Genomic DNA, 17,683 nt, shown 5'->3' with positions numbered 1-17,683 from the left:
CGCCGCGGCATTGACGAAAGGCTCCGGCCACCACATCTTGTAGGCATGATCGACACCTCGTTCTCCGTGACCCCGAATGCTGCCAAGCGGATCGCCTTCCTGGCTTCCAAGGAAGCCCGGCCCGTCATGATGCGGGTGGCGGTGCTGGGCGGCGGCTGCTCAGGCTTCCAGTACAACTTCTCCTTCGAGGAGGGGCGGAACGACGATGACCTCGTGATCGAGCGCGACGGCGCCTCGGTCCTGGTCGACAGCACGTCGCTCGAGCTGCTGAAGGGCAGCGAGCTCGACTATGTCGAGGAAATGGTCGGCTCGTCCTTCCAGGTGAAGAACCCCAACGCCACTTCGTCCTGCGGCTGCGGCAACTCGTTCAGCCTCTGATCCGGCGGCGATGAAGATCGCGACCTGGAACGTCAATTCCGTCCGCAAGCGGACGGGAAACCTCCTGGCATGGCTGGAGACCGCCCGGCCCGACGTCGTGGTGCTGCAGGAGATCAAGGCCCAGGAGGCGCAGTTCCCGCGGCTGGAGGTCGAGGCCGCCGGCTACAAGGTCGAGATCGTCGGACAGAAGGGCTTCAACGGCGTCGCCCTCCTCTCGCTCCATCCGGTCGAGATCACCGCCCGCGCCCTGCCCGACGGCGGAGGCGACGAGCAGGCGCGCTACATCGAGGGCCGCATCGCGACCCCGAAGGGGCCGCTGACGGTGGGCGGCATCTACCTGCCCAACGGCAATCCGATCCACACCGATAAGTTCGCCTACAAGATCGCCTGGATGGACCGGCTCCTCCAGCGCGCCCGGCAGCTGCTCGCGCGCGAGGAGATGTTCGTCCTCGGCGGCGACTACAATGTCTGCCCGACCGATCGCGACGTCTACGATCCCAAGGGCTTCGCCAACGATGCGCTGTGCCAGCCGCAGTCGCGCGCCGCGCTGCGCATGCTGCTGAACCTCGGCCTGACCGACGCGGTGCGCGCCTGGTATCCCGACACGCCCTGCTACACGTTCTGGGACTATCAGGCCGGCGCCTGGGCCAAGGACTGGGGCCTGCGCATCGACCACCTGCTGCTGTCGCCGCAGGCCGCCGACCGGCTGGCCGGCGTCACCATCGACAAGCCCGAGCGCGGCCGGCCCGACCCCTCGGACCATGTGCCGGTATGGTGCGAATTGGACTTTCAGTCGTCCTGAGCGAAGCGAAGGATCTCATCGCCGCTGCCGTGAGGCGATGATCCTTCACGTAATCGGATCCCTCGCCAAATGCTCGGGATGACGGCCACGGGCCGTCATTCCGCTCCCGACCCGATCACGCCGCCGTCGGCGATGATGCACTGGCCGCAGACGAAGTTGCCGGCCTTCGAGGCCAAGAACACCGCCACGCCGCCGATATCGTCGGGCTGACCGATGCGCTTCAGCGCCGCCTTGCTCTCGTTGGCGCGGCGGATCTCGGGATTGTCCCACAGCGCCTTGGCGAAGTCGGTCTGGATCAGGCCCGGCGCGATGGCGTTGACGCGGATATTGTGCTTGCCCCATTCCATGGCGAGCGACTTCACCAGCGACAGGTCGGCGGCCTTGCTCATGTTGTAGGCGGCGATATGGGCCGAGCCGACCAGCGCGCCGATCGACGAGATGATGATGAACACGCCGTCCTTCCGCTCCGCCATCTCCGGCCCGACCATGTTCATCAGCCAGAGGTTGGACATGACGTTGTTCTGCATGATCTTGGCGAACACCTCCTCCTTCAGCCCGCTGAGCGGGCCGAAGTAGGGATTGGACGCCGCGTTGCAGACCATGATGTCGATCCGGCCGTAGGCCTTGCGCGCACTGGCGACCAGGTTCTCGAGCTGCGCCTTGTCGGAGATCGAGGCCGCGACGGCGGTGGCCTCGCCGCCCTTCTCCTTGATCGCCTTCACCACCTCCTCGCAGGCCGGCAGCTTGCGGCTGGAGACGACGACCTTGGCGCCGTGCGCGGCCATCTGCTCGCAGATCGAGCGGCCGATGCCGCGGCTGCCGCCCGTGACCACCGCCACCTTGCCGCTGAGGTCGAACATCATCGTCGTGTCTCCTGCCCTTTCAGTCGTGGCGCGACCTTAGCGGCGGGCGGACGAACAGCGCAATCAGCTCGACGTGCGGCGACCACAGGAACTGGTCGAGCGGCATCAGTTTCTCCAGCCGGTATCCGCCATCCTGCAGGGTGCGCGCGTCACGCGCGAAGCTGCCGGGATCGCACGAGGCGTAGACGATGCGCGGCACGCTCGCCTGGGCGAGCTCGGCCGCCTGCGCCGCCGCGCCGGCGCGCGCGGGATCGAGCAGCGCGGCGTCGAACGCCGCGAGCTCGCGCGCCGTCAGCGGATTGCGGAAGAGGTCGCGCCGCTCGACGCGCACCTTGCCGCCGAGCCGCCGGGCCGCCGCATCGGCCGCGGCGACCGCCGGCCGATCGCTCTCGAACAGCGCCAGCCGGCCGGCATGTCCCAGGGACAGCGCGCCGATGCCGGCGAACAGGTCGGCGACGCTCGCCGCCGCGCCGGTCCAGGCTGTCACCGCCGCCCGCATCGTCGCCTCGGCCCGACGCGTCGCCTGCAGGAAGACGCCCGGCGGCGGCTCGATGCGCACGTCGCCGAACACGAGGATCGGCGTGCGCCGCATGACAACCGGCTCCGCCGTCGCGCGGTCGCCCCAGCTCACGCGCGCCAGGTCGGCGCGTTCGGCCAGCGCGACCAGCGCCTCGCGGCGCCCGAGCGACAGGTCGAGGCGCTTGTGCGGCCGCAGCAGCAGGTCGAGGCCGCTGTCGGTCTCGTTCACGATGGCGTCGGCCGCGCCGCCGTCCGGCAGCACGGCGGCGAGCCCGGCCCGCAGCGGCTCCAGCAGCCGCGTGATCTCCGGTCGCACCACGACGCAGGTCCCGACATCGACCAGCCCGCGGCTGCGACGCTCGTGGAAGCCGGCGATCATGCGCCGTCCCTGGCGCCGCACGACGAAGTCTGCCCGGCGCCGCTCGCCCGGCGCGCCGGCGAGCGCCGGCTCGAAGCGCGGCGGCGCGACCCCGTGCTGGGCCAGCGCGCGACCGACCTGCTCGACCTTCCATGCCGTATAGGCATCGTGCCGCCAGTGCTGCAGCGCGCAGCCGCCACAGGTGCCGAAATGACCGCAGGGCGCCGGCTCCCGATGGCGCGACGGCGACAGGATCTCCACCAGGTCGGCCGCGATCCCCTCGCCGCGCTTTTCCCGCGGCTCGGCTTCGACCGTCTCGCCGGGCAGCACGAAGGGCACGAACCAGCGCTGCCCTTCGGCCTCGGCGATGCCGTCGCCGCGCGAGCCGATCTCCATTATGTCGAGCGTGACGGACACGCGCCGTCTCAGCCGAGCCAGCTCCGGGCCGGCCGCATCTCGCCGACCAGCAGGCCGACGACGTTCCTGACCGGCGGGTGCACGATCGCCTCGCGCTGGTCGGCAGGCAGGACACCGAGATGGTCGAGCAGCGCCGCCATGGCGACCTCGGAGGCCCGCGCCGCGCCGTCCCACATCTTGAGCGCCACGCCCAGCCCCAGGGTCGGCAGCATGCCGCAGAAAACGCCTTCCGCCCCGGTCTTGACCTGGGCGACGCCGGGCAATGCCGCGTTGAGGCGCGTGCAGAAGCGGCCGCTGCCCGCCACCATGAACGGCTCGGCGTTCATCGCGGTGCGGATGCGGCCGGCCGCCTCGGCGTGCCGGTCCGACAGGAGCGAGGGATCGGCCATGCTCGCCATGGCGCGCGCCAGGCTTCGCAGCGGCGTGGCCAGCGTGGGGATGCCGCAGCCGTCGGTTCCCCACGGGAACTCGTCCGCGTTGCTGCCGCAGAGATCGGTCATCACCGCGCGCAGGCGCTGCTGCACCGGATGGTCGTAGCCGATGTAGCCGCTGGTCGGCTCGCCGTACTGCACCGCCGTGGTCAGGAAGCCCGAATGCTTGCCCGAGCAGTTGTTGAAGGCGGGCGTCGGCTGGCGGCCGGCGCGCGCGAGCTCCTCGATCGTGCCCTGCAGGCGCGGCGGGTGGACGCCGCATTCGAGATCCGCCTCGCTCAGCCCGATCCGGCCAAGCCAGTCCTGGACCGTCTCGACATGGCGCTTCTCGCCGCTGTGCGAGGCGCAGGCCAGCGCGATGTGCTCGTCACCCAGGCCGAAGCGCCCGACGGCACCGCTCTCGACGAAGGCCATCGCCTGGATCGGCTTGTTGGCCGACCGCGGCAGGATCGGCTGGTCGATGTCGCCCCAGGACGCCACGACGCTGCCGTCCGGCTTGACGATGGCCGCGATGCCCTCGTGGCGGCTCTCGACGATCGGGCCGCGCGTCACCTCGATCACCACGGGGCCGCTCACGAAGTACGCTCCAGCTTCACCACCGTCACATTGTCCTGGTGCGCCTTGGCCGCGCCGAGGACGGCGGCGACCAGAGCCTCGGCCGACTGTCGCCCGCCCGTCGCGATGGCGGCGTCGCCGAGCGACTGCACACCGTCGCTGCAGACCAGCAGCGTCGCGCCGCCGTCGACGCGCCGGCTGCCCCTGTCGATCAGGCTGAGCGGCTGGCCCATGACGGCCTCGCGCAGCGTGTGACGGCCGGGATGGTGCTCGGCCTCCTCCGCCGTCAGCATGCCGCGCTTCACCAGCGCGTCAATCTGGGGCGCCATGGAGTGATCGGCGTTGAGGCGCTCGAGCCCCGCCGGCGACACCAGGAAGAACGGCGAATCGCCGACGCTGATCCAGCGCACCTCGTCGCCGCGCACCTGCACACCGACCAGCGTGGCGCCCATGCCGGCGAGATCGGCACGGCCCGCCTGGGCCTTTCCGACAGCGGCATTGGCCTCGGCCAGCCCGTCGGCCAGCCCGCCCCCCTGCTCGACGGCATTGACGAAGGCCTCGACCGCGACCTTGCTGGCGACCGCGCCGCCAGCATGGCCGCCCATCCCGTCGGCGACCACGGCCAGCAGCGACCCGTCGGCCAGCGGCCGCAGCGCCCAGCAGTCCTCCTGATACGGGCGAGCACCCTGGTGTTGGGCGCCCTCGCCCCGCCAGCGTCCCGGCATGCGCCTCTTCCGCTCCCCGACGTCTAGTGCCAGACAGCCGGCAGCCGGCTCAGTCCGCGCAGGGTGAAGCTGCGACGCCAGGCCGGCGCGTCCTTTTCCGGCAACGAGAGGGTCGGCAGCCGCTCGACCAGGGCAGTGAACACCAGCTCGGCCTCGAGGCGCGCCAGCTGTGCGCCCAGGCAATGATGAATGCCGCCGCCGAACGACAGCGGGCGGATGTGCTCTCGGCCGATATCGAGCCTGTCGGGATCGGGATACTGCGCAGGATCGCGGTTGGCGGCGCCTAGCAGAGCCACCACACTCGACTTTGCCGGCAGCGTGATGCCGCCCACCTCGACTTCGGTACTGGTGACGCGGCCGGTGAGCTGGACCGACGAATCGTAGCGCAGCAGCTCCTCGACGGCGTTGGGGATCAGCGAGGGATCCGCCTTGATCTTCTCCCACTGGTCGGGATGGCGATGCAGCGCCAGCAGGCCGTTGCCGATAAGGTTGGTCGTCGTCTCGTGCCCGGCGCCGAACAGCAGCGCCATGTTGGCCTCGAGCTCCTCGGCGCTGAGCTTGTCGCCCGCCTCCTCCGCCCGCACAAGCTCGGTCGTGAGATCGTCGCGCGGCTCGCGGCGGCGCAGTTCGCAGAGATGCCGGAAGTAGACGCTGGCCATCAGCGTGTTCTGGTTGGCGAGGTCCATCTCCTCGCGCGTCATGGGCACGGGCTCGAGGATGCGCCCGTTGACGTTGCTGGCGGCCAGGAACGGCGCGCGCTGGTCCTCGGGGATGCCCAGCATGTCGCAGATCACGATCACCGGCAGGCGGTGCGCGAGGTCGCGCATGACGTCCATCTCGCCCTTGTCGATCACCCGGTCGAGCTGCTCGTCGACCAGCGCCTTGATGCGCGGCCGCATGTCGGCCACGCGCCGGGCGGTGAAGGCCTTGGTCACGAGCCCGCGCAGGCGCGTATGGTCGGGCGGGTCGAGCACCAGCATCGTGTGCGACAGGCTGGCGATGGCCGGCTCGCTCATCCGGCTCGTGTCGCCGTAGCGGCGCTCGATGTTGCCGGCGAAATCCTTGCCGAAGCGACGGTCGCGCAGCGCGAAGGCCACGTCCTCGTAACGGGTGATCAGCCACAGGCCCTGCGGTGTCCGGAAGGCCGGGGAGGTCTCGCGCAGCCGCCGGTAGAGAGGATACGGATCGGCGATGAATGCCGGGTCGAGCGGATTGAACTCAAGCGGCTCTCCGGCCTGGGCGGGCGGGGTCATGTCGTTCATGCCGCTTCTTAGCACGAAGGCATTCGCGGCGCGAACGCAGGCCGTTTTCTCAGCCGGGATTCCCTACTAGCATCCGGCCATGTTCTCTCTGACCCAGGGACTTCGCCGCGCCGTCCAGATCAGGCCGAACGCGATCTCGACCCACTTCGCCGGGCGGCGCTTCACCTGGCGCCAGACGCAGGGCCGGGTGAGCCGGGTGGCCGGCGCGCTTTCCGCGCTGGGCGTGCGGACCGGCGACCGGGTCGCGATCCTCGCGCTCAACAGCGACCGCTACCTCGAGCTGATGTACGCCATCCCGTGGGCCGGCGCCGCCATGGTGCCGATCAACACGCGCCTGGCCGCCCCCGAGATCGCCTACGTCCTGGCCGATTCCGGCGCTGTCGTCCTCTTCGTCGACACCGCCATGGCGCACCATCTCTCGGCGATTGAGACGGATGTCGGCGCGCTGCGCGAGATCGTCTGGCTCGACGACACGGCCGGTCCCGAAGGCATGCTCCGTTACGAGGATCTCGCGACCGCCGAACCCGTCGCCGACGCCGGCGCCGGCCGCGAGGACCTGGCCGGGCTGTTCTATACCGGCGGCACCACCGGCCGGTCCAAGGGCGTCATGCTGACCCACGCCAACCTGGTGGTGAACGCGCTCAACGCCGTGGCCGGCATGGGATTCACCGCCGACACCGCCTATCTCCATTCCGGCGCCATGTTCCACCTGGCCGACGGCGCCTCGACGTTCGGCGTCACCCTGGCCGGCGGCCGCCACGCCTTCGTGCCGCGCTTCGAGCCGCTCGAGGTGCTGCAGACGATCGAGACCGAGAAAGTGACGCACGCCCAGTTCGTGCCGACCATGATCAACATGTTGGTCAACCATCCCAGGTTCGGCGAGTTCGACATCGGCTCGCTCGGCTTCATCCTGTACGGCGCCTCGCCGATGCCCGAGGGCGTGCTGCGGCGCGCCATGGAGGTGATGCCGCACGTCCAGCTGATGCATGGCTACGGCATGACCGAGGCAGCCCCGATCGTCACCCTGCTCGACCCGCGCTACACGACCCTCGACGGGCCGTTCGCCGGCCGGCTGAAGTCGTGCGGCCAGGCCGCCCTTGCCTGCCAGGTGAGGATCGTCGACGCCGACCGCCGCGAGGTGCCGCGCGGCACGACCGGCGAACTGGCCGTGCGCGGTCCCAACATCATGAAGGGCTACTGGAACAAACCCGAGGAGACGGCGGCCGTGCTCGAGGACGGCTGGTACTATTCCGGCGACGGTGCCTACATGGACGAGGAAGGCTTCGTCTTCATCGTCGACCGGCTGAAGGACATGATCATCTCGGGCGGCGAGAACGTCTACTCGGCCGAGGTCGAGAACGCGATCTCGCTGATGCCGGAAGTGGCCGAGGTGGCCGTGATCGGCGTCCCGGACGAGCGCTGGGGCGAGCGGGTGCACGCCGTCATCGTCGCCAAGTCCGGCGCCACGCTCACGGCCGACGCCGTGACCGCGCATTGCCGCCACCACATCGCCGGCTACAAGTGCCCGCGCAGCGTCGAGTTCCGCGACACGCCCCTACCCCTGTCGGGCGCCGGCAAGGTGCTGAAGCGCGAGCTGCGCGCTCCCTACTGGAAGGACGCGCCCAAGGCCGTGAACTGACATGCCCGTCATCCCCTATTTCGACTGGATCGCCCATCACGCCGGGCGTCGCCCGGACCATCTCGCCATCCACGACCTGCAGACCGGCCGGCGCCTCAGCTACGCCGCCCTGCACGCCCGCGCCGACCGCCTGGCCGCGGCGCTCACGGCGCGCGGGATCGGCCGCGGCGACCGCGTCGCGCTGCTGGCACAGAACGGACCGGAGTACTTCGAGCTGGAGTTCGCCTGCGGACGGCTGGGGGCCATCCTGCTGCCGCTCAACTGGCGGCTCGCCGTCCCGGAGCTCCGCTACATCCTGGACGATTCGACGCCGTCCCTGCTGGTCCACGACCGCGGCTTCGCCGATGCGGCGCAGCAGCTGTCCTACCCCAGGCTGGAGATCGACTCCGGCGATCCCGGCAGCGAATACGAACGGGCCCTCGCGGCCGCACCGCCGGCGCCCGCACCACAGGCGCTTACCCACGACGACATCGCCATGGTGATGTACACGTCCGGCACCACCGGCCATCCGAAGGGCGCCATCATCACGCATGGCATGAACTTCTGGAACTGCGTGAACCTCGGCATCCCGGCCCTCATCACACCGCAGACCGTGCAGCTCGTGGTCCTGCCGCTGTTCCATACCGGGGGGCTGAACTGCTACGCCAATCCCGTGCTCCACGCCGGCGGCACGATCCTGATCATGCGGACCTTCGACCCCGGCGCCGCGCTCGACTGCATCTCCGACCCCGCGCTCGGCATCACCCACTTCTTCGCGGTGCCGGCGCCCTACCAGTTCATGATGCAGCATCCGAAGTTCCAGGGCGCCGACCTGTCGCGGCTCCGCATCGCCGGCGTCGGCGGCGCGCCCTGCGCGCTGGCCATCCTCGAGACCTGGAGCGCCCGCGGCGTGCCGCTGGTCCAGGGCTGGGGCATGACCGAGACCAGCCCGGCCGGCACCATGCTCGACGCCGCCGACGCGATCCGCAAGGTCGGCTCGGCCGGCAAGGCGCTGATGCACACGGCCATCCGCATCGTCGACGATGCGGGCGAGGACGTGCCGCCCGGCGGCATCGGCGAGCTGCTGATCAAGGGGCCCAACATCACGCCCGGCTACTGGAACAAGCCCGAGGCCACGGCGCGGTCCTTCACCGACGGCTGGCTGCATACCGGCGACGCCGCGCGCCAGGACGCGGAAGGCTTCGTCTACATCGTCGACCGCTGGAAGGACATGTACATCTCGGGCGGCGAGAACGTGTATCCGGCCGAGGTCGAGAATGTCCTGTTCCAGATCCCGCAGGTCGCCGACGCCGCCATCATCGGCGTGCCCAACCAGCGCTGGGGCGAAGTCGGCCTCGCCGTCATCGTGCGCAAGACGGATGCGGCGCTGGAGGAAGGCGACGTCATCCGCCACTGCCTCGGCCAGCTCGCCAAGTTCAAGGTTCCCCAGGAAGTCGTCTTCGTCGACGTGCTGCCGCGCAACGCCACCGGCAAGGTCCTGAAGCGCGAACTGCGCGTCCAGTTCGTCGGCACGGACAAGCCGGCGATCACCTGAGCTTCGTCGTCTACACCATCGGCACGTAGTCGTAGGTGCCGATCCCCTGCAGGACAAGGAAGGTAAGCGAGGTCTGCCCGGCGTTGGTCACCAGATGCGGTCGGCCGGGCGCGGCGACGAAGCTCTCGCCCGGATTCAGGCGCACCTCCTGCTTGGGCTTCTGCAGGAAGAGCCGCATCTCGCCCGCCAGCACATAGAACGTGTCGCTGACGCTCGTGTGGTAGTGCCAGGGCACAGTCTGCGTCGGCGAGAGCTGCAGCTCGCTGATGCGGAAGCCGGGGCGCTCGGCGTGGCGGTCCCTCCGCTCGACCTCGTAGAGATGGTCCGCGTTCGGCACCGGCTTGAGCCTGTGGTCTGCCGTCATGGCGCGTCCTTTCCCGCTGGTCCGGGAGGGATTATGACCCGTTTCCGTTGGCGTTCCCATCGACAGGACGAGGTCCCATGCTCACGATCTACGGCGTTCACCGCTCCCGCGCCTCGCGCAACATCTGGCTGGCGCACGAGCTCGGCCTGCCCTTCCGGCTCGAACCGGTCATGCAGCTCTACCGCCTGAAGGAGCCCATCCCGGCCGGCGTCACCCACACGCGCTCGCCGTCCTTCCTCAAGGTCAATCCCAACGGGCACGTTCCCTCGATCGACGATGACGGTCTGGTGCTGCACGAATCGCTCGCCATCAACCTCTACCTCGCGCGCAAGCACGGCGGACCGCTGGCGCCGAAGGACATCGCCGAGGAAGGCCAGATGATCATGTGGTCCCTGTGGGCCGCCACCGAGGTGGAAGGCCATGCGCTGGCGGTCCTCCAGCAGGGAGCGCCCCGCGAGGCTGTCGATGCCCTGCGCGCGCCCTTCGCCGTGCTGAACGACGCCGTGTCCGGTGGCTGGCTGGTCGGCGGCCGCTTCACCGTGGCCGACATCAACGTCGCCGAGGTCGTGCGCTACGCCACGCCGGCCCGGGAGCTGTTCGACGCCAATCCAAGGGTGAAGGCCTGGCTCGACGCCTGCCAGGCGCGTCCGGCCTTTCGGAAGATGTGGGAAGACCGCGAGAAGGAGCCGGCTTAGCCGGCCCCCATCGCCTTGCCTCACGCCGCCGCCAGCGCCTGGTCGAGGTCAGCCAGGATATCCTCGATATGCTCGATGCCGATCGAGAGGCGGACGTAGCCCGGCGTCACGCCGGTCTGCGCCTGCTCCTCTGGAGTAAGCTGGCTGTGGGTGGTCGAGGCGGGATGGATGGCGAGGCTGCGCGCGTCGCCGATATTGGCGACGTGATAGAACATCTTCAGGCTGTCGATGAACTTCCGCCCGGCGTCGGCGCCGCCCTTCAGCTCGAAACCAAGCAGGGCGCCCATGCCTCGTGACAGGTAGGTCTCGGCCCGCTTCTTCGCCTCACCTTTCATCAACGACGGATGGATCACCTTGGCGATCTTGGCGTGCTTGGACAGGTGCTGCGCCACCTTGTCGGCATTGTCGCAATGCACCCGCATGCGCAATGGCAGGGTCTCCAGGCCCTGGATGAACATGAAGGCGTTGAACGGGCTCATCGGCGCGCCGACGTCGCGCAGCAGCGTCACCCGCGCCTTCAGGATGTAGGCGATCGGTCCCAGCGGCTTCACCGCCTGCGTCCACACCGCCCCGTGGTAGCTGGGGTCGGGCGTGTTCAGCATCGGGAAGCGGTCCTTGTGCTTCTCCCAATCGAAGGTGCCGCCGTCGACCAGGATGCCGCCGATCGAGGTGCCGTGGCCGCCGATATACTTGGTCGTCGAATGCATGACGATCGCCGCGCCATGGTCGAGCGGCCGGCAGATCACCGGCGCCGCCGTATTGTCCATGATCAGCGGCACGCCGAGCTCCTGGCCGATGCGCGCCACCTCGCCGATCGGAAAGACCGTGAGCTTGGGATTGGGCAGCGTCTCGGCGTAGTAGCAGCGCGTCCGGGCATCGGTGGCGCGGCGGAAGTTCTCGGGATCGGCCGGATCGACGAAGCGGCATTCGATCCCCATCGTCTTCATGGTGTTGGCGAACAGGTTCCAGGTGCCGCCGTAGAGATCGGTCGAGGCGACGAAATTGTCGCCGGCATGGCAGATGTTCTGGACGGCGAACAGCGAGGCCGCCTGTCCCGAGCCCAGCGCCAGCGCCGCCACGCCACCCTCGAGCGCGGCGACCCGCTGCTCCAGAACGTCGTTGGTCGGGTTCATGATGCGCGTGTAGATGTTGCCGAGCTCGGCCAGGCCGAACAGGTTGGCCGCGTGCTGCGTGTCGCGGAACTGGTAGCTCGTGGTCTGGTAGATCGGCACCGCCACGGCGTTCGTCGCCGGATCGCTGCGGTAGCCCGAATGCAGCACGACGGTCTCCGGATGCTTGCTGTTCGTCGGCATGACTTTCCCCCCGATGCTCGGTCGGTCCGGCGCCGTCAGCGGCCGGCCTTCACGCGAGCTTGGCAGGACTAGGCCCGCAGCACCAGACGGTCGACCGAGGACACGAAGCCGAACCCATCGATCCGGAAGGCATCGGGCCGCGTCCTCCGATGGAACGCGTCCAGCGCGGCGAACGGCTCGCTCCGGGCGGCGTGTTCGCCCGGACGCGCCGTTCGCACGAGGACGGGCGCCGGGCCCGTCACGCCGCCAGCACCAGCCGGTCGACCGACGTCGCGAATCCGAAGCTCTCGTAGAAGCGGCGGGCGTCCCGGTTGGCGTCGCCCACCAGCACCTCGACCTGGGCGGCGCGCCGCTGGCGGGACCATTCGACGGCAGCCGCGAGCAGGCGCCGCCCGATGCGCTGGCCGCGGCGATCGCGATGGACGACGAGATTGTCGACCTCGATCACCTTGTGCATCCCGCCGCCCGGCTTGGGCATGATGCGGGTGAGCAGCACGGCCACGCCCAGCACCCCGATCTCGCTCTGAGCCACCAGCAGCGTCGTGCCGGGAGTCTCCAGCCAGGTCATCACCTGGTCGCGAGCATGGTTGGCATCGTCGAGCAGGGCGGCCAGGGCCTCGCAGTCGCGCGGACCTGCCAGGCGCACGCGTATGGACGGCGGCGGCGCTTCGGACTCTTCGGCTTCGGTAATCGACATCTCGTCCTCCGTTTGCGGTCCCGCCGCGGCCCGGAGGCCCTATTCCAGAAACACAGAAGCCGCCGGGAAGCGGCGGCTTCGTCAGGTCACAACCCTTCGCGCCGCCTATGTCAGCAGCGTAAAGTACCAACCCTTCTGGAGCAGGTTCGTGAGCATGACGATCATATAGCGCCGGCATGGTGGCACTGTCAACGCGGCGCCCCTATACCGGTCGGCCATGAACGTTCCTCTCGCGTCGGCCGCTCCCTGGTGGCGGCCTGACAGCGGACACCGCCTCGCGATCCGCGGCGGCCGTCCGCTCAACGGCACCTATCCGATCAGCGGCGCCAAGAACGCCGTCCTGCCGCTCATGGTGTCGGCGCTGCTCACGCCGCACCTCGTGACCCTGCGCAATGTGCCGGCAACGCTCGATGTCGCCGTGCTGGCCGCGCTGCTGCAGCGCCTGGGCTGCGAGATGCACTGGTCGACCGGCAGCGACGGGCTTTCGGTCACGATCTGCGCCGACCGGGTCGAGGCGCGGCAGATCGACCCCGGCCTGGTGACGCGCATGCGCGCCTCGGTCCTTCTGCTGGGGGCCTTGCTCGCCCGCAGCGGCGAAGCCGTGCTCCCGATGCCGGGCGGTGACGCGATCGGCCTGCGCGGCATCGACTTCCACGTCGCCGGCCTGCGCGCCATGGGCGCGACCGTCGAGATCGAGGGCGGCGTCATCCATGCGACGGCACCCGGCGGCCTGCGCGGCGCCGACATCCTGCTGCCGCAGCCGTCGGTCGGCGCCACCGAGAACCTGCTGCTGGCAGCGGTCGGCGCCGACGGCACGACGACCATCCGCAACGCCGCCCGCGAGCCCGAGATCGCCGACCTGGCGCAATGCCTGCGCGCGATGGGAGCCGCCATCAAGGGCATCGGCACGCACCGGCTCACCGTGCGGGGCGGCTCCGCGCTCAAGGGCGCAGTACACGGCGTGCTGCCCGACCGCATCGAGTTCGCCACCATGGCCTGTGCTGCCGCCTTCACCGACGGCATGCTGGTCCTGCCCAACGGCCGGATGGACCTTCTGGGAGTCGCCGCCACGACGTTCGAGGCGGCCGGCGTCGACCTCTACGATACCGGCGACGGCGCGATCGCCCGCCGCTCGAAGTCCGGCCTGACCGGGGTCGACTTCGTCACCGGTCCCTATCCCGGCTTCGCCACCGACATGCAGGCGCCGACCATGGCCCTGCTCACGCTCGCCACCGGTGTCAGCGCGGTCGACGAGACCATCTTCGAGCAGCGCTTCCGCCACGTCGACGAGCTGCGCAAGATGGGCGCCGACATCGCGATTCACGGGCGCACCGCGCGCATCCGCGGCGTCCGCCGCCTCAACGGCGCGTCGGTGACGTGCACAGACGTGCGGGCCGCCGCCGCCCTCGTCCTGGCCGGGCTGGGCGCGTCAGGCGAGACCGTGCTCGACGGCCTCGACCATCTCGATCGCGGCTACGACGGCATGGCCGAGAAGCTGGCAGCCTGCGGCGCCGACATCACCCGGCAGTAGCGACCATGAATGGGGCGGCGGCTACTCCGCCGCCACCGCCATCGCCTGCTTGAGGCCGGGCATGGTGAAGCCGAGCTTGTCGAGCTTGGCGATCATGTCCTTGCCGGCCTTCTCGTCGGTCTCGACCAGCGGCGGTCGGACCGGCGTCCAGGCGGCATCGTCGCCATAGTGGGCGATGCAGTACTTCAGCGCCGGGATCATGACGTAGCCCTGCATGACGCCGCGGACCTCGTTGATCCAGGCCTGCAGCTTCTCGCCCTCCGGCGTCGCGTGCTTCTTGTAGGTCTCGGCGATCTTGCCCGGGTTGATGTTGGCCGTGGCGCTGATGCAGCCCGCGCCGCCCGCCTTGATGTTCTCGATCAGCGGCTTCTCGTTGCCCGAGAAAACGTCGAACCCATCCTTGCCGAAGGCGTCGATCATGCTCTTCGTGTGGGGCCAGTCGTCGGCGCTGTCTTTCATGCCGGCGATCTGCTTCGGATAGGCCTTCATCAGCCGCTCGACCAGCTTGTGCGTGATGGGCACGGCCGAGACCGGCGGGATGTGATAGAGATAGACGCGCAGGCGGTCGTCGCCGACCCGCTGCACCACTTCCGAGAAGAAACGGAACAGCCCCTCCTCCGGAACGCCCTTGTAGTAGAAGGGCGGCAGCATCAGCACGCCACCGACGCCGAGCTTGGTCGCATGCGCGCTGACCTTTGCCGCCTCGGTGATCGAGCAGGCGCCCGTGCCGGGCATCATGCGGTCGGTCGGAACGCCGGCCGAGACGGCCGCTTCCAGCAGGCCCATGCGCTCGTCGGCCGCCATGGAATTGGCCTCGGAATTCGTGCCGAACACCGCCAGGCCGCAATCCTGGCTCAGCAGCCACTTGCAGTGGGCGATGAAGCGGCCGACATCCGGCGACAGGTCGCGCTTGAAGGGGGTGACGACCGGCGAAAGAACGCCTTTGATCCGCTGAGCGGCCATGATTACTTCTCCCGGGATGGCGCGCCTTTTCTGCAACGAAGCGCCGGGAACGTCCAGTAGGAGCTTGGCCGTGGCACCTTCGACAGCGGAAATCCTTCCCGAGGACGGGACGACGGGCACCCTGATCGGCCGCGTCCAGGGTCCCGACGGCCCCTGCGTGGTGGCGGTCCGCGCCGGGGGCGTGTTCGACATCACCCGGGCCGTGCCGACGGTCGCGGACCTGTGCAACGCGGCCGATCCTGTCGGCCTGGCCCGGACGCCGGGCGAGCGGATCGGCGCGCTGGAGGAGCTGGTGCCCGCTCTCCTCGCCCCGATCGACCTGCAGGCGGTGAAAGCGGCCGGCGTCACCTTCGCCGTCAGCCTGCTCGAGCGCCTGATCGAGGAACAGTGCAAGGGCGACCCGGGCCGCGCCGAGCAGGTTCGCAAGGAGCTGAATTCCATCATCGGCGCCGACGTGACGACGATCCGGCCGGGCTCGCCCGAGGCCGATTCGCTCAAGAAGACCCTGATGGCCCGCGGTGCCTGGTCGCCCTATCTCGAGGTCGGCATCGGCCCCTACGCCGAGATCTTCACCAAGGCGCCGCCGATGGCGGCGGTCGGCTACGGAGCCGAGATCGGCATCCGCGCCGACTCCGACTGGAACAATCCCGAGCCCGAGGTGACGCTGGTGGTGAACGCCGCCGGCGCGATCGTCGGCGCCACCCTCGGCAACGACGTCAACCTGCGCGACATGGAGGGCCGCAGCGCCCTCCTCCTGGGCATCGCCAAGGACAACAACGCCTCGTGCGCGCTCGGTCCCTTCGTGCGGCTGTTCGACCGGACCTTCTCCCTGGACGATGTGCGCCAGGCGAAGGTCGAACTCGAGGTCACGGGCCCCGACCAGTTCCGCCTGCGCGGTGCCAGCGACCTGTCGAAGATCAGCCGCGACCCGACCGACCTGGTGCGCCACGCCATGGGCGACACCCACCAGTATCCCGACGGCATGGTGCTGATGACCGGCACCCTGTTCGCGCCCACCGAGCAGCGCACGCCGGGCGGCCACGGCTTCACCCACATGGTGGGCGACGTCGTCTCCATCCGCTCGCCCAAGCTCGGCACGCTCACCAACCGGGTCAATTATTGCGACAAGATCGCGCCCTGGACGTTCGGCGTGTCGGCCCTGATGCGCAATCTCGCCCGCCGCGGCCTGCTGGCATGAGCGACTTGACCCGCCTGCCCGCGTCGGTGCTGCGTGAGCAGATCGCCGCGAAGAAGGTGTCTCCCGTCGAACTCACCGACGCGGTGCTCGCGCGCGCCGACGCGCTGCAGCCCGTGCTGAACTGCTTCGTCACGCTCGTGCCCGAGCAGGCCCGCGCCGCCGCGCGCGCCGCCGAGGATGCCGTCATGAAGGGCCAGCCGCTCGGCCTGCTGCACGGCATCCCCTTCGCCGCCAAGGACCTCGTGAACACGAAGGGCGTGCGCACGACCTTCGGCTCGCTGCACCACGAGGACAATGTACCCCGGGAGGACGCCGTCTCTGCGGCGCGCGTGAAGGCAGCAGGCGGCATCTTGTTCGGCAAGACCACGACGCCGGAGTTCGGCCACAAGTCGCTGACCGACGCGCCGCTGTTCGGCCGCACCCGAAACGCCTGGAGCGCCGCGCGCACGTCCGGCGGCTCGAGCGGCGGCGCGGCGGTCGCGGTGGCGGCCGGGATCGGCCCGATCGGCATTGCCACCGACGGCGGCGGCTCGACCCGCATCCCCGCCGCCGCCAACGGCATGGTCGGCCTGAAGCAGAGCAACGGCGTCATCCCGCACAGCCAGGTGGCCGACGCCTTCGGCAACTACACCTACGTGACGCCCATGACGCGCACGGTCATGGACACGGCGCTGATGCTGCAGGCGATGGCCGGTCCCCATCCCTCGGACCCGTGGTCGATCGGCGTCCAGCCGCAGGACTATCTTGCCGCCGCCCACCCGGAGGGCGACCTCGCCGGCAGGCGCATCCTGTACAGCGCCACGCTCGGCAACACGCTCGTTGCCCGCGACGTCCGCGCCGCCTTCGAGGCCGCCCTCGGCCGCCTGCGGGCGCTGGGCGCCGAGCTGGTCGAGCTCGACGGCGCGCTGCCCGACATGGAGCCGATCTGGAAGGTCATCAACCACACGACCTGGCGGGCTCGCTTCGACGAGCTGGTGCGGCGCCCCGACAACCGGCTGTCGTCCTCGCTGGTGCGCCAGGTGAAGATGGCCGCCGACTGGTCGGGGGCCGACTACCAGAAGGCCATGTTCCAGCGCACCAACCTCTTCCGGAAGATGCAGGACTGGTTCGAGACGGCCGACTATCTCGTGACCCCGACCCTGTCGCGCACCGCCCTGCCGATCGACCAGGACCTGTTCGATCCCATCGACATCGACGGCGTCGAGGCGGGCGAGCTCAGGGCCAACTGGTTCCCCTACACGATGCCGTTCAACATCACCGGCCACCCCGCACTCAGCCTGTGCTGCGGCTACGACCGCGAAGGCCTGCCGATCGGCCTGCAGATCGTCGGCCGCTTCCGCGATGAAGCCTCGGTGCTGCGCGCCGCCGCGCTCTACGAGGCGAGCGAATCCTGGCTCGACCGATGGCCGGACCTGTAGCCGGGGGCGCGCCACTCCTGT

General features: G+C 69.7%; 17 protein-coding genes. 8 read left to right on the top strand and 9 right to left on the bottom strand.

What is annotated here, in order from left to right:
* Positions 1 to 45 precede the first annotated feature (45 nt).
* Positions 46 to 378: an iron-sulfur cluster insertion protein ErpA gene (gene erpA, locus ACO073_RS15075; RefSeq protein ID WP_421998395.1), complete on the top strand. Its 333-nt coding sequence runs from the start codon at positions 46 to 48 to the stop codon at positions 376 to 378.
* A gap of 10 nt (positions 379 to 388) precedes the next feature.
* Complete coding sequence (xth, locus tag ACO073_RS15070) at positions 389 to 1,180, top strand: exodeoxyribonuclease III (protein WP_421998394.1); 792 nt, start codon at positions 389 to 391, stop codon at positions 1,178 to 1,180.
* 95 nt (positions 1,181 to 1,275) lie between these two features.
* On the opposite strand, the gene ACO073_RS15065 is transcribed toward xth, so the two are convergent.
* Genes ACO073_RS15065 through ACO073_RS15045 form a run of 5 tightly spaced genes read right to left on the bottom strand, consistent with a single transcriptional unit; the run spans position 1,276 to position 6,310 of the window.
* Positions 1,276 to 2,043 (bottom strand): SDR family NAD(P)-dependent oxidoreductase, encoded by a 768-nt coding sequence (locus ACO073_RS15065; RefSeq protein WP_421998393.1) that lies wholly within the window; start codon positions 2,041 to 2,043, stop codon positions 1,276 to 1,278.
* Positions 2,044 to 2,062: 19 nt separating this feature from the next.
* Positions 2,063 to 3,337 carry a class I SAM-dependent RNA methyltransferase gene (locus ACO073_RS15060; RefSeq protein ID WP_421998392.1) on the bottom strand — a complete coding sequence of 425 codons (1,275 nt, stop codon included), beginning with the start codon at positions 3,335 to 3,337 and terminating at the stop codon, positions 2,063 to 2,065.
* Between the two features lie 8 nt (positions 3,338 to 3,345).
* Positions 3,346 to 4,344 (bottom strand): asparaginase, encoded by a 999-nt coding sequence (locus ACO073_RS15055; RefSeq protein WP_421998390.1) that lies wholly within the window; start codon positions 4,342 to 4,344, stop codon positions 3,346 to 3,348.
* Complete coding sequence (locus ACO073_RS15050; RefSeq protein ID WP_421998389.1) at positions 4,341 to 5,048, bottom strand: PP2C family protein-serine/threonine phosphatase; 708 nt, start codon at positions 5,046 to 5,048, stop codon at positions 4,341 to 4,343. The genes ACO073_RS15055 and ACO073_RS15050 overlap by 4 nt, the downstream gene beginning before the upstream one ends.
* A 23-nt stretch (positions 5,049 to 5,071) precedes the next feature.
* The gene (locus tag ACO073_RS15045) at positions 5,072 to 6,310 is read right to left on the bottom strand and encodes a cytochrome P450 (protein ID WP_421998388.1); all 1,239 of its coding nucleotides are present in this window, start codon (positions 6,308 to 6,310) and stop codon (positions 5,072 to 5,074) included.
* Between the two features lie 79 nt (positions 6,311 to 6,389).
* On the opposite strand from ACO073_RS15045, the gene ACO073_RS15040 reads away from it, so the two are divergent.
* Together ACO073_RS15040 and ACO073_RS15035 are read left to right on the top strand one after the other, a co-directional pair.
* Entirely contained in the window at positions 6,390 to 7,949 is a 1,560-nt protein-coding gene (locus ACO073_RS15040; RefSeq protein ID WP_421998387.1) for an acyl-CoA synthetase, read from the top strand.
* A gap of 1 nt (position 7,950) precedes the next feature.
* Positions 7,951 to 9,483, top strand: coding sequence for an acyl-CoA synthetase (locus tag ACO073_RS15035; protein ID WP_421998385.1), 1,533 nt, complete (start codon positions 7,951 to 7,953; stop codon positions 9,481 to 9,483).
* A gap of 10 nt (positions 9,484 to 9,493) precedes the next feature.
* Here the strand turns inward: ACO073_RS15035 and ACO073_RS15030 are convergent, their stop codons facing one another.
* Positions 9,494 to 9,847, bottom strand: coding sequence for a cupin domain-containing protein (locus ACO073_RS15030; protein ID WP_421998383.1), 354 nt, complete (start codon positions 9,845 to 9,847; stop codon positions 9,494 to 9,496).
* A gap of 77 nt (positions 9,848 to 9,924) precedes the next feature.
* Here ACO073_RS15030 and ACO073_RS15025 point away from each other — a divergent pair, with 77 nt between their 5' ends.
* Positions 9,925 to 10,542 carry a glutathione S-transferase family protein gene (locus tag ACO073_RS15025; RefSeq protein ID WP_421998382.1) on the top strand — a complete coding sequence of 206 codons (618 nt, stop codon included), beginning with the start codon at positions 9,925 to 9,927 and terminating at the stop codon, positions 10,540 to 10,542.
* 20 nt (positions 10,543 to 10,562) lie between these two features.
* On the opposite strand, the gene ACO073_RS15020 is transcribed toward ACO073_RS15025, so the two are convergent.
* Positions 10,563 to 11,855 (bottom strand): O-acetylhomoserine aminocarboxypropyltransferase/cysteine synthase family protein, encoded by a 1,293-nt coding sequence (locus ACO073_RS15020; RefSeq protein ID WP_421998381.1) that lies wholly within the window; start codon positions 11,853 to 11,855, stop codon positions 10,563 to 10,565.
* Positions 11,856 to 12,093: 238 nt separating this feature from the next.
* Positions 12,094 to 12,552 carry a GNAT family N-acetyltransferase gene (locus ACO073_RS15015; RefSeq protein ID WP_421998380.1) on the bottom strand — a complete coding sequence of 153 codons (459 nt, stop codon included), beginning with the start codon at positions 12,550 to 12,552 and terminating at the stop codon, positions 12,094 to 12,096.
* Positions 12,553 to 12,769: 217 nt separating this feature from the next.
* Here ACO073_RS15015 and murA point away from each other — a divergent pair, with 217 nt between their 5' ends.
* Positions 12,770 to 14,083: a UDP-N-acetylglucosamine 1-carboxyvinyltransferase gene (murA, locus tag ACO073_RS15010; RefSeq protein ID WP_421998379.1), complete on the top strand. Its 1,314-nt coding sequence runs from the start codon at positions 12,770 to 12,772 to the stop codon at positions 14,081 to 14,083.
* Between the two features lie 21 nt (positions 14,084 to 14,104).
* Here murA and ACO073_RS15005 read toward each other — a convergent pair whose 3' ends face one another.
* On the bottom strand, positions 14,105 to 15,046 hold the full coding sequence (locus ACO073_RS15005) for a dihydrodipicolinate synthase family protein (RefSeq protein WP_421998378.1): 942 nt from the start codon (positions 15,044 to 15,046) through the stop codon (positions 14,105 to 14,107).
* A gap of 64 nt (positions 15,047 to 15,110) precedes the next feature.
* Between ACO073_RS15005 and ACO073_RS15000 the strand changes: the two genes are divergently transcribed.
* A complete protein-coding gene (locus tag ACO073_RS15000; protein WP_421998377.1) occupies positions 15,111 to 16,244 on the top strand; it encodes a fumarylacetoacetate hydrolase family protein in 1,134 nt (377 codons plus the stop codon).
* Positions 16,241 to 17,662 carry an amidase gene (locus ACO073_RS14995; protein WP_421998376.1) on the top strand — a complete coding sequence of 474 codons (1,422 nt, stop codon included), beginning with the start codon at positions 16,241 to 16,243 and terminating at the stop codon, positions 17,660 to 17,662. Before ACO073_RS15000 ends, ACO073_RS14995 begins: the two co-directional genes overlap by 4 nt.
* Positions 17,663 to 17,683: the final 21 nt, after the last annotated feature.

It is taken from the genome of Reyranella sp. (assembly GCF_965229815.1).
Taxonomy (GTDB): Bacteria; Pseudomonadota; Alphaproteobacteria; order Reyranellales; family Reyranellaceae; genus Reyranella.
The sequence above is the reverse complement of the archived record's forward strand: the minus strand, read 5'-3'. Positions and strand labels throughout refer to the sequence as shown.

Excerpts from the sequence above, each read along its gene's own strand:
- erpA (WP_421998395.1), top strand. The coding sequence starts at position 46 with ATGATCGACACCTCGTTCTCCGTGACCCCGAATGCTGCCAAGCGGATC.
- xth (WP_421998394.1), top strand. The coding sequence starts at position 389 with ATGAAGATCGCGACCTGGAACGTCAATTCCGTCCGCAAGCGGACGGGA.
- ACO073_RS15065 (WP_421998393.1), bottom strand. The coding sequence starts at position 2,043 with ATGATGTTCGACCTCAGCGGCAAGGTGGCGGTGGTCACGGGCGGCAGC.
- ACO073_RS15050 (WP_421998389.1), bottom strand. The coding sequence starts at position 5,048 with ATGCCGGGACGCTGGCGGGGCGAGGGCGCCCAACACCAGGGTGCTCGC.
- ACO073_RS15045 (WP_421998388.1), bottom strand. The coding sequence starts at position 6,310 with ATGAACGACATGACCCCGCCCGCCCAGGCCGGAGAGCCGCTTGAGTTC.
- ACO073_RS15040 (WP_421998387.1), top strand. The coding sequence starts at position 6,390 with ATGTTCTCTCTGACCCAGGGACTTCGCCGCGCCGTCCAGATCAGGCCG.
- ACO073_RS15035 (WP_421998385.1), top strand. The coding sequence starts at position 7,951 with ATGCCCGTCATCCCCTATTTCGACTGGATCGCCCATCACGCCGGGCGT.
- ACO073_RS15030 (WP_421998383.1), bottom strand. The coding sequence starts at position 9,847 with ATGACGGCAGACCACAGGCTCAAGCCGGTGCCGAACGCGGACCATCTC.
- ACO073_RS15025 (WP_421998382.1), top strand. The coding sequence starts at position 9,925 with ATGCTCACGATCTACGGCGTTCACCGCTCCCGCGCCTCGCGCAACATC.
- ACO073_RS15020 (WP_421998381.1), bottom strand. The coding sequence starts at position 11,855 with ATGCCGACGAACAGCAAGCATCCGGAGACCGTCGTGCTGCATTCGGGC.
- ACO073_RS15015 (WP_421998380.1), bottom strand. The coding sequence starts at position 12,552 with ATGTCGATTACCGAAGCCGAAGAGTCCGAAGCGCCGCCGCCGTCCATA.
- murA (WP_421998379.1), top strand. The coding sequence starts at position 12,770 with ATGAACGTTCCTCTCGCGTCGGCCGCTCCCTGGTGGCGGCCTGACAGC.
- ACO073_RS15005 (WP_421998378.1), bottom strand. The coding sequence starts at position 15,046 with ATGGCCGCTCAGCGGATCAAAGGCGTTCTTTCGCCGGTCGTCACCCCC.
- ACO073_RS14995 (WP_421998376.1), top strand. The coding sequence starts at position 16,241 with ATGAGCGACTTGACCCGCCTGCCCGCGTCGGTGCTGCGTGAGCAGATC.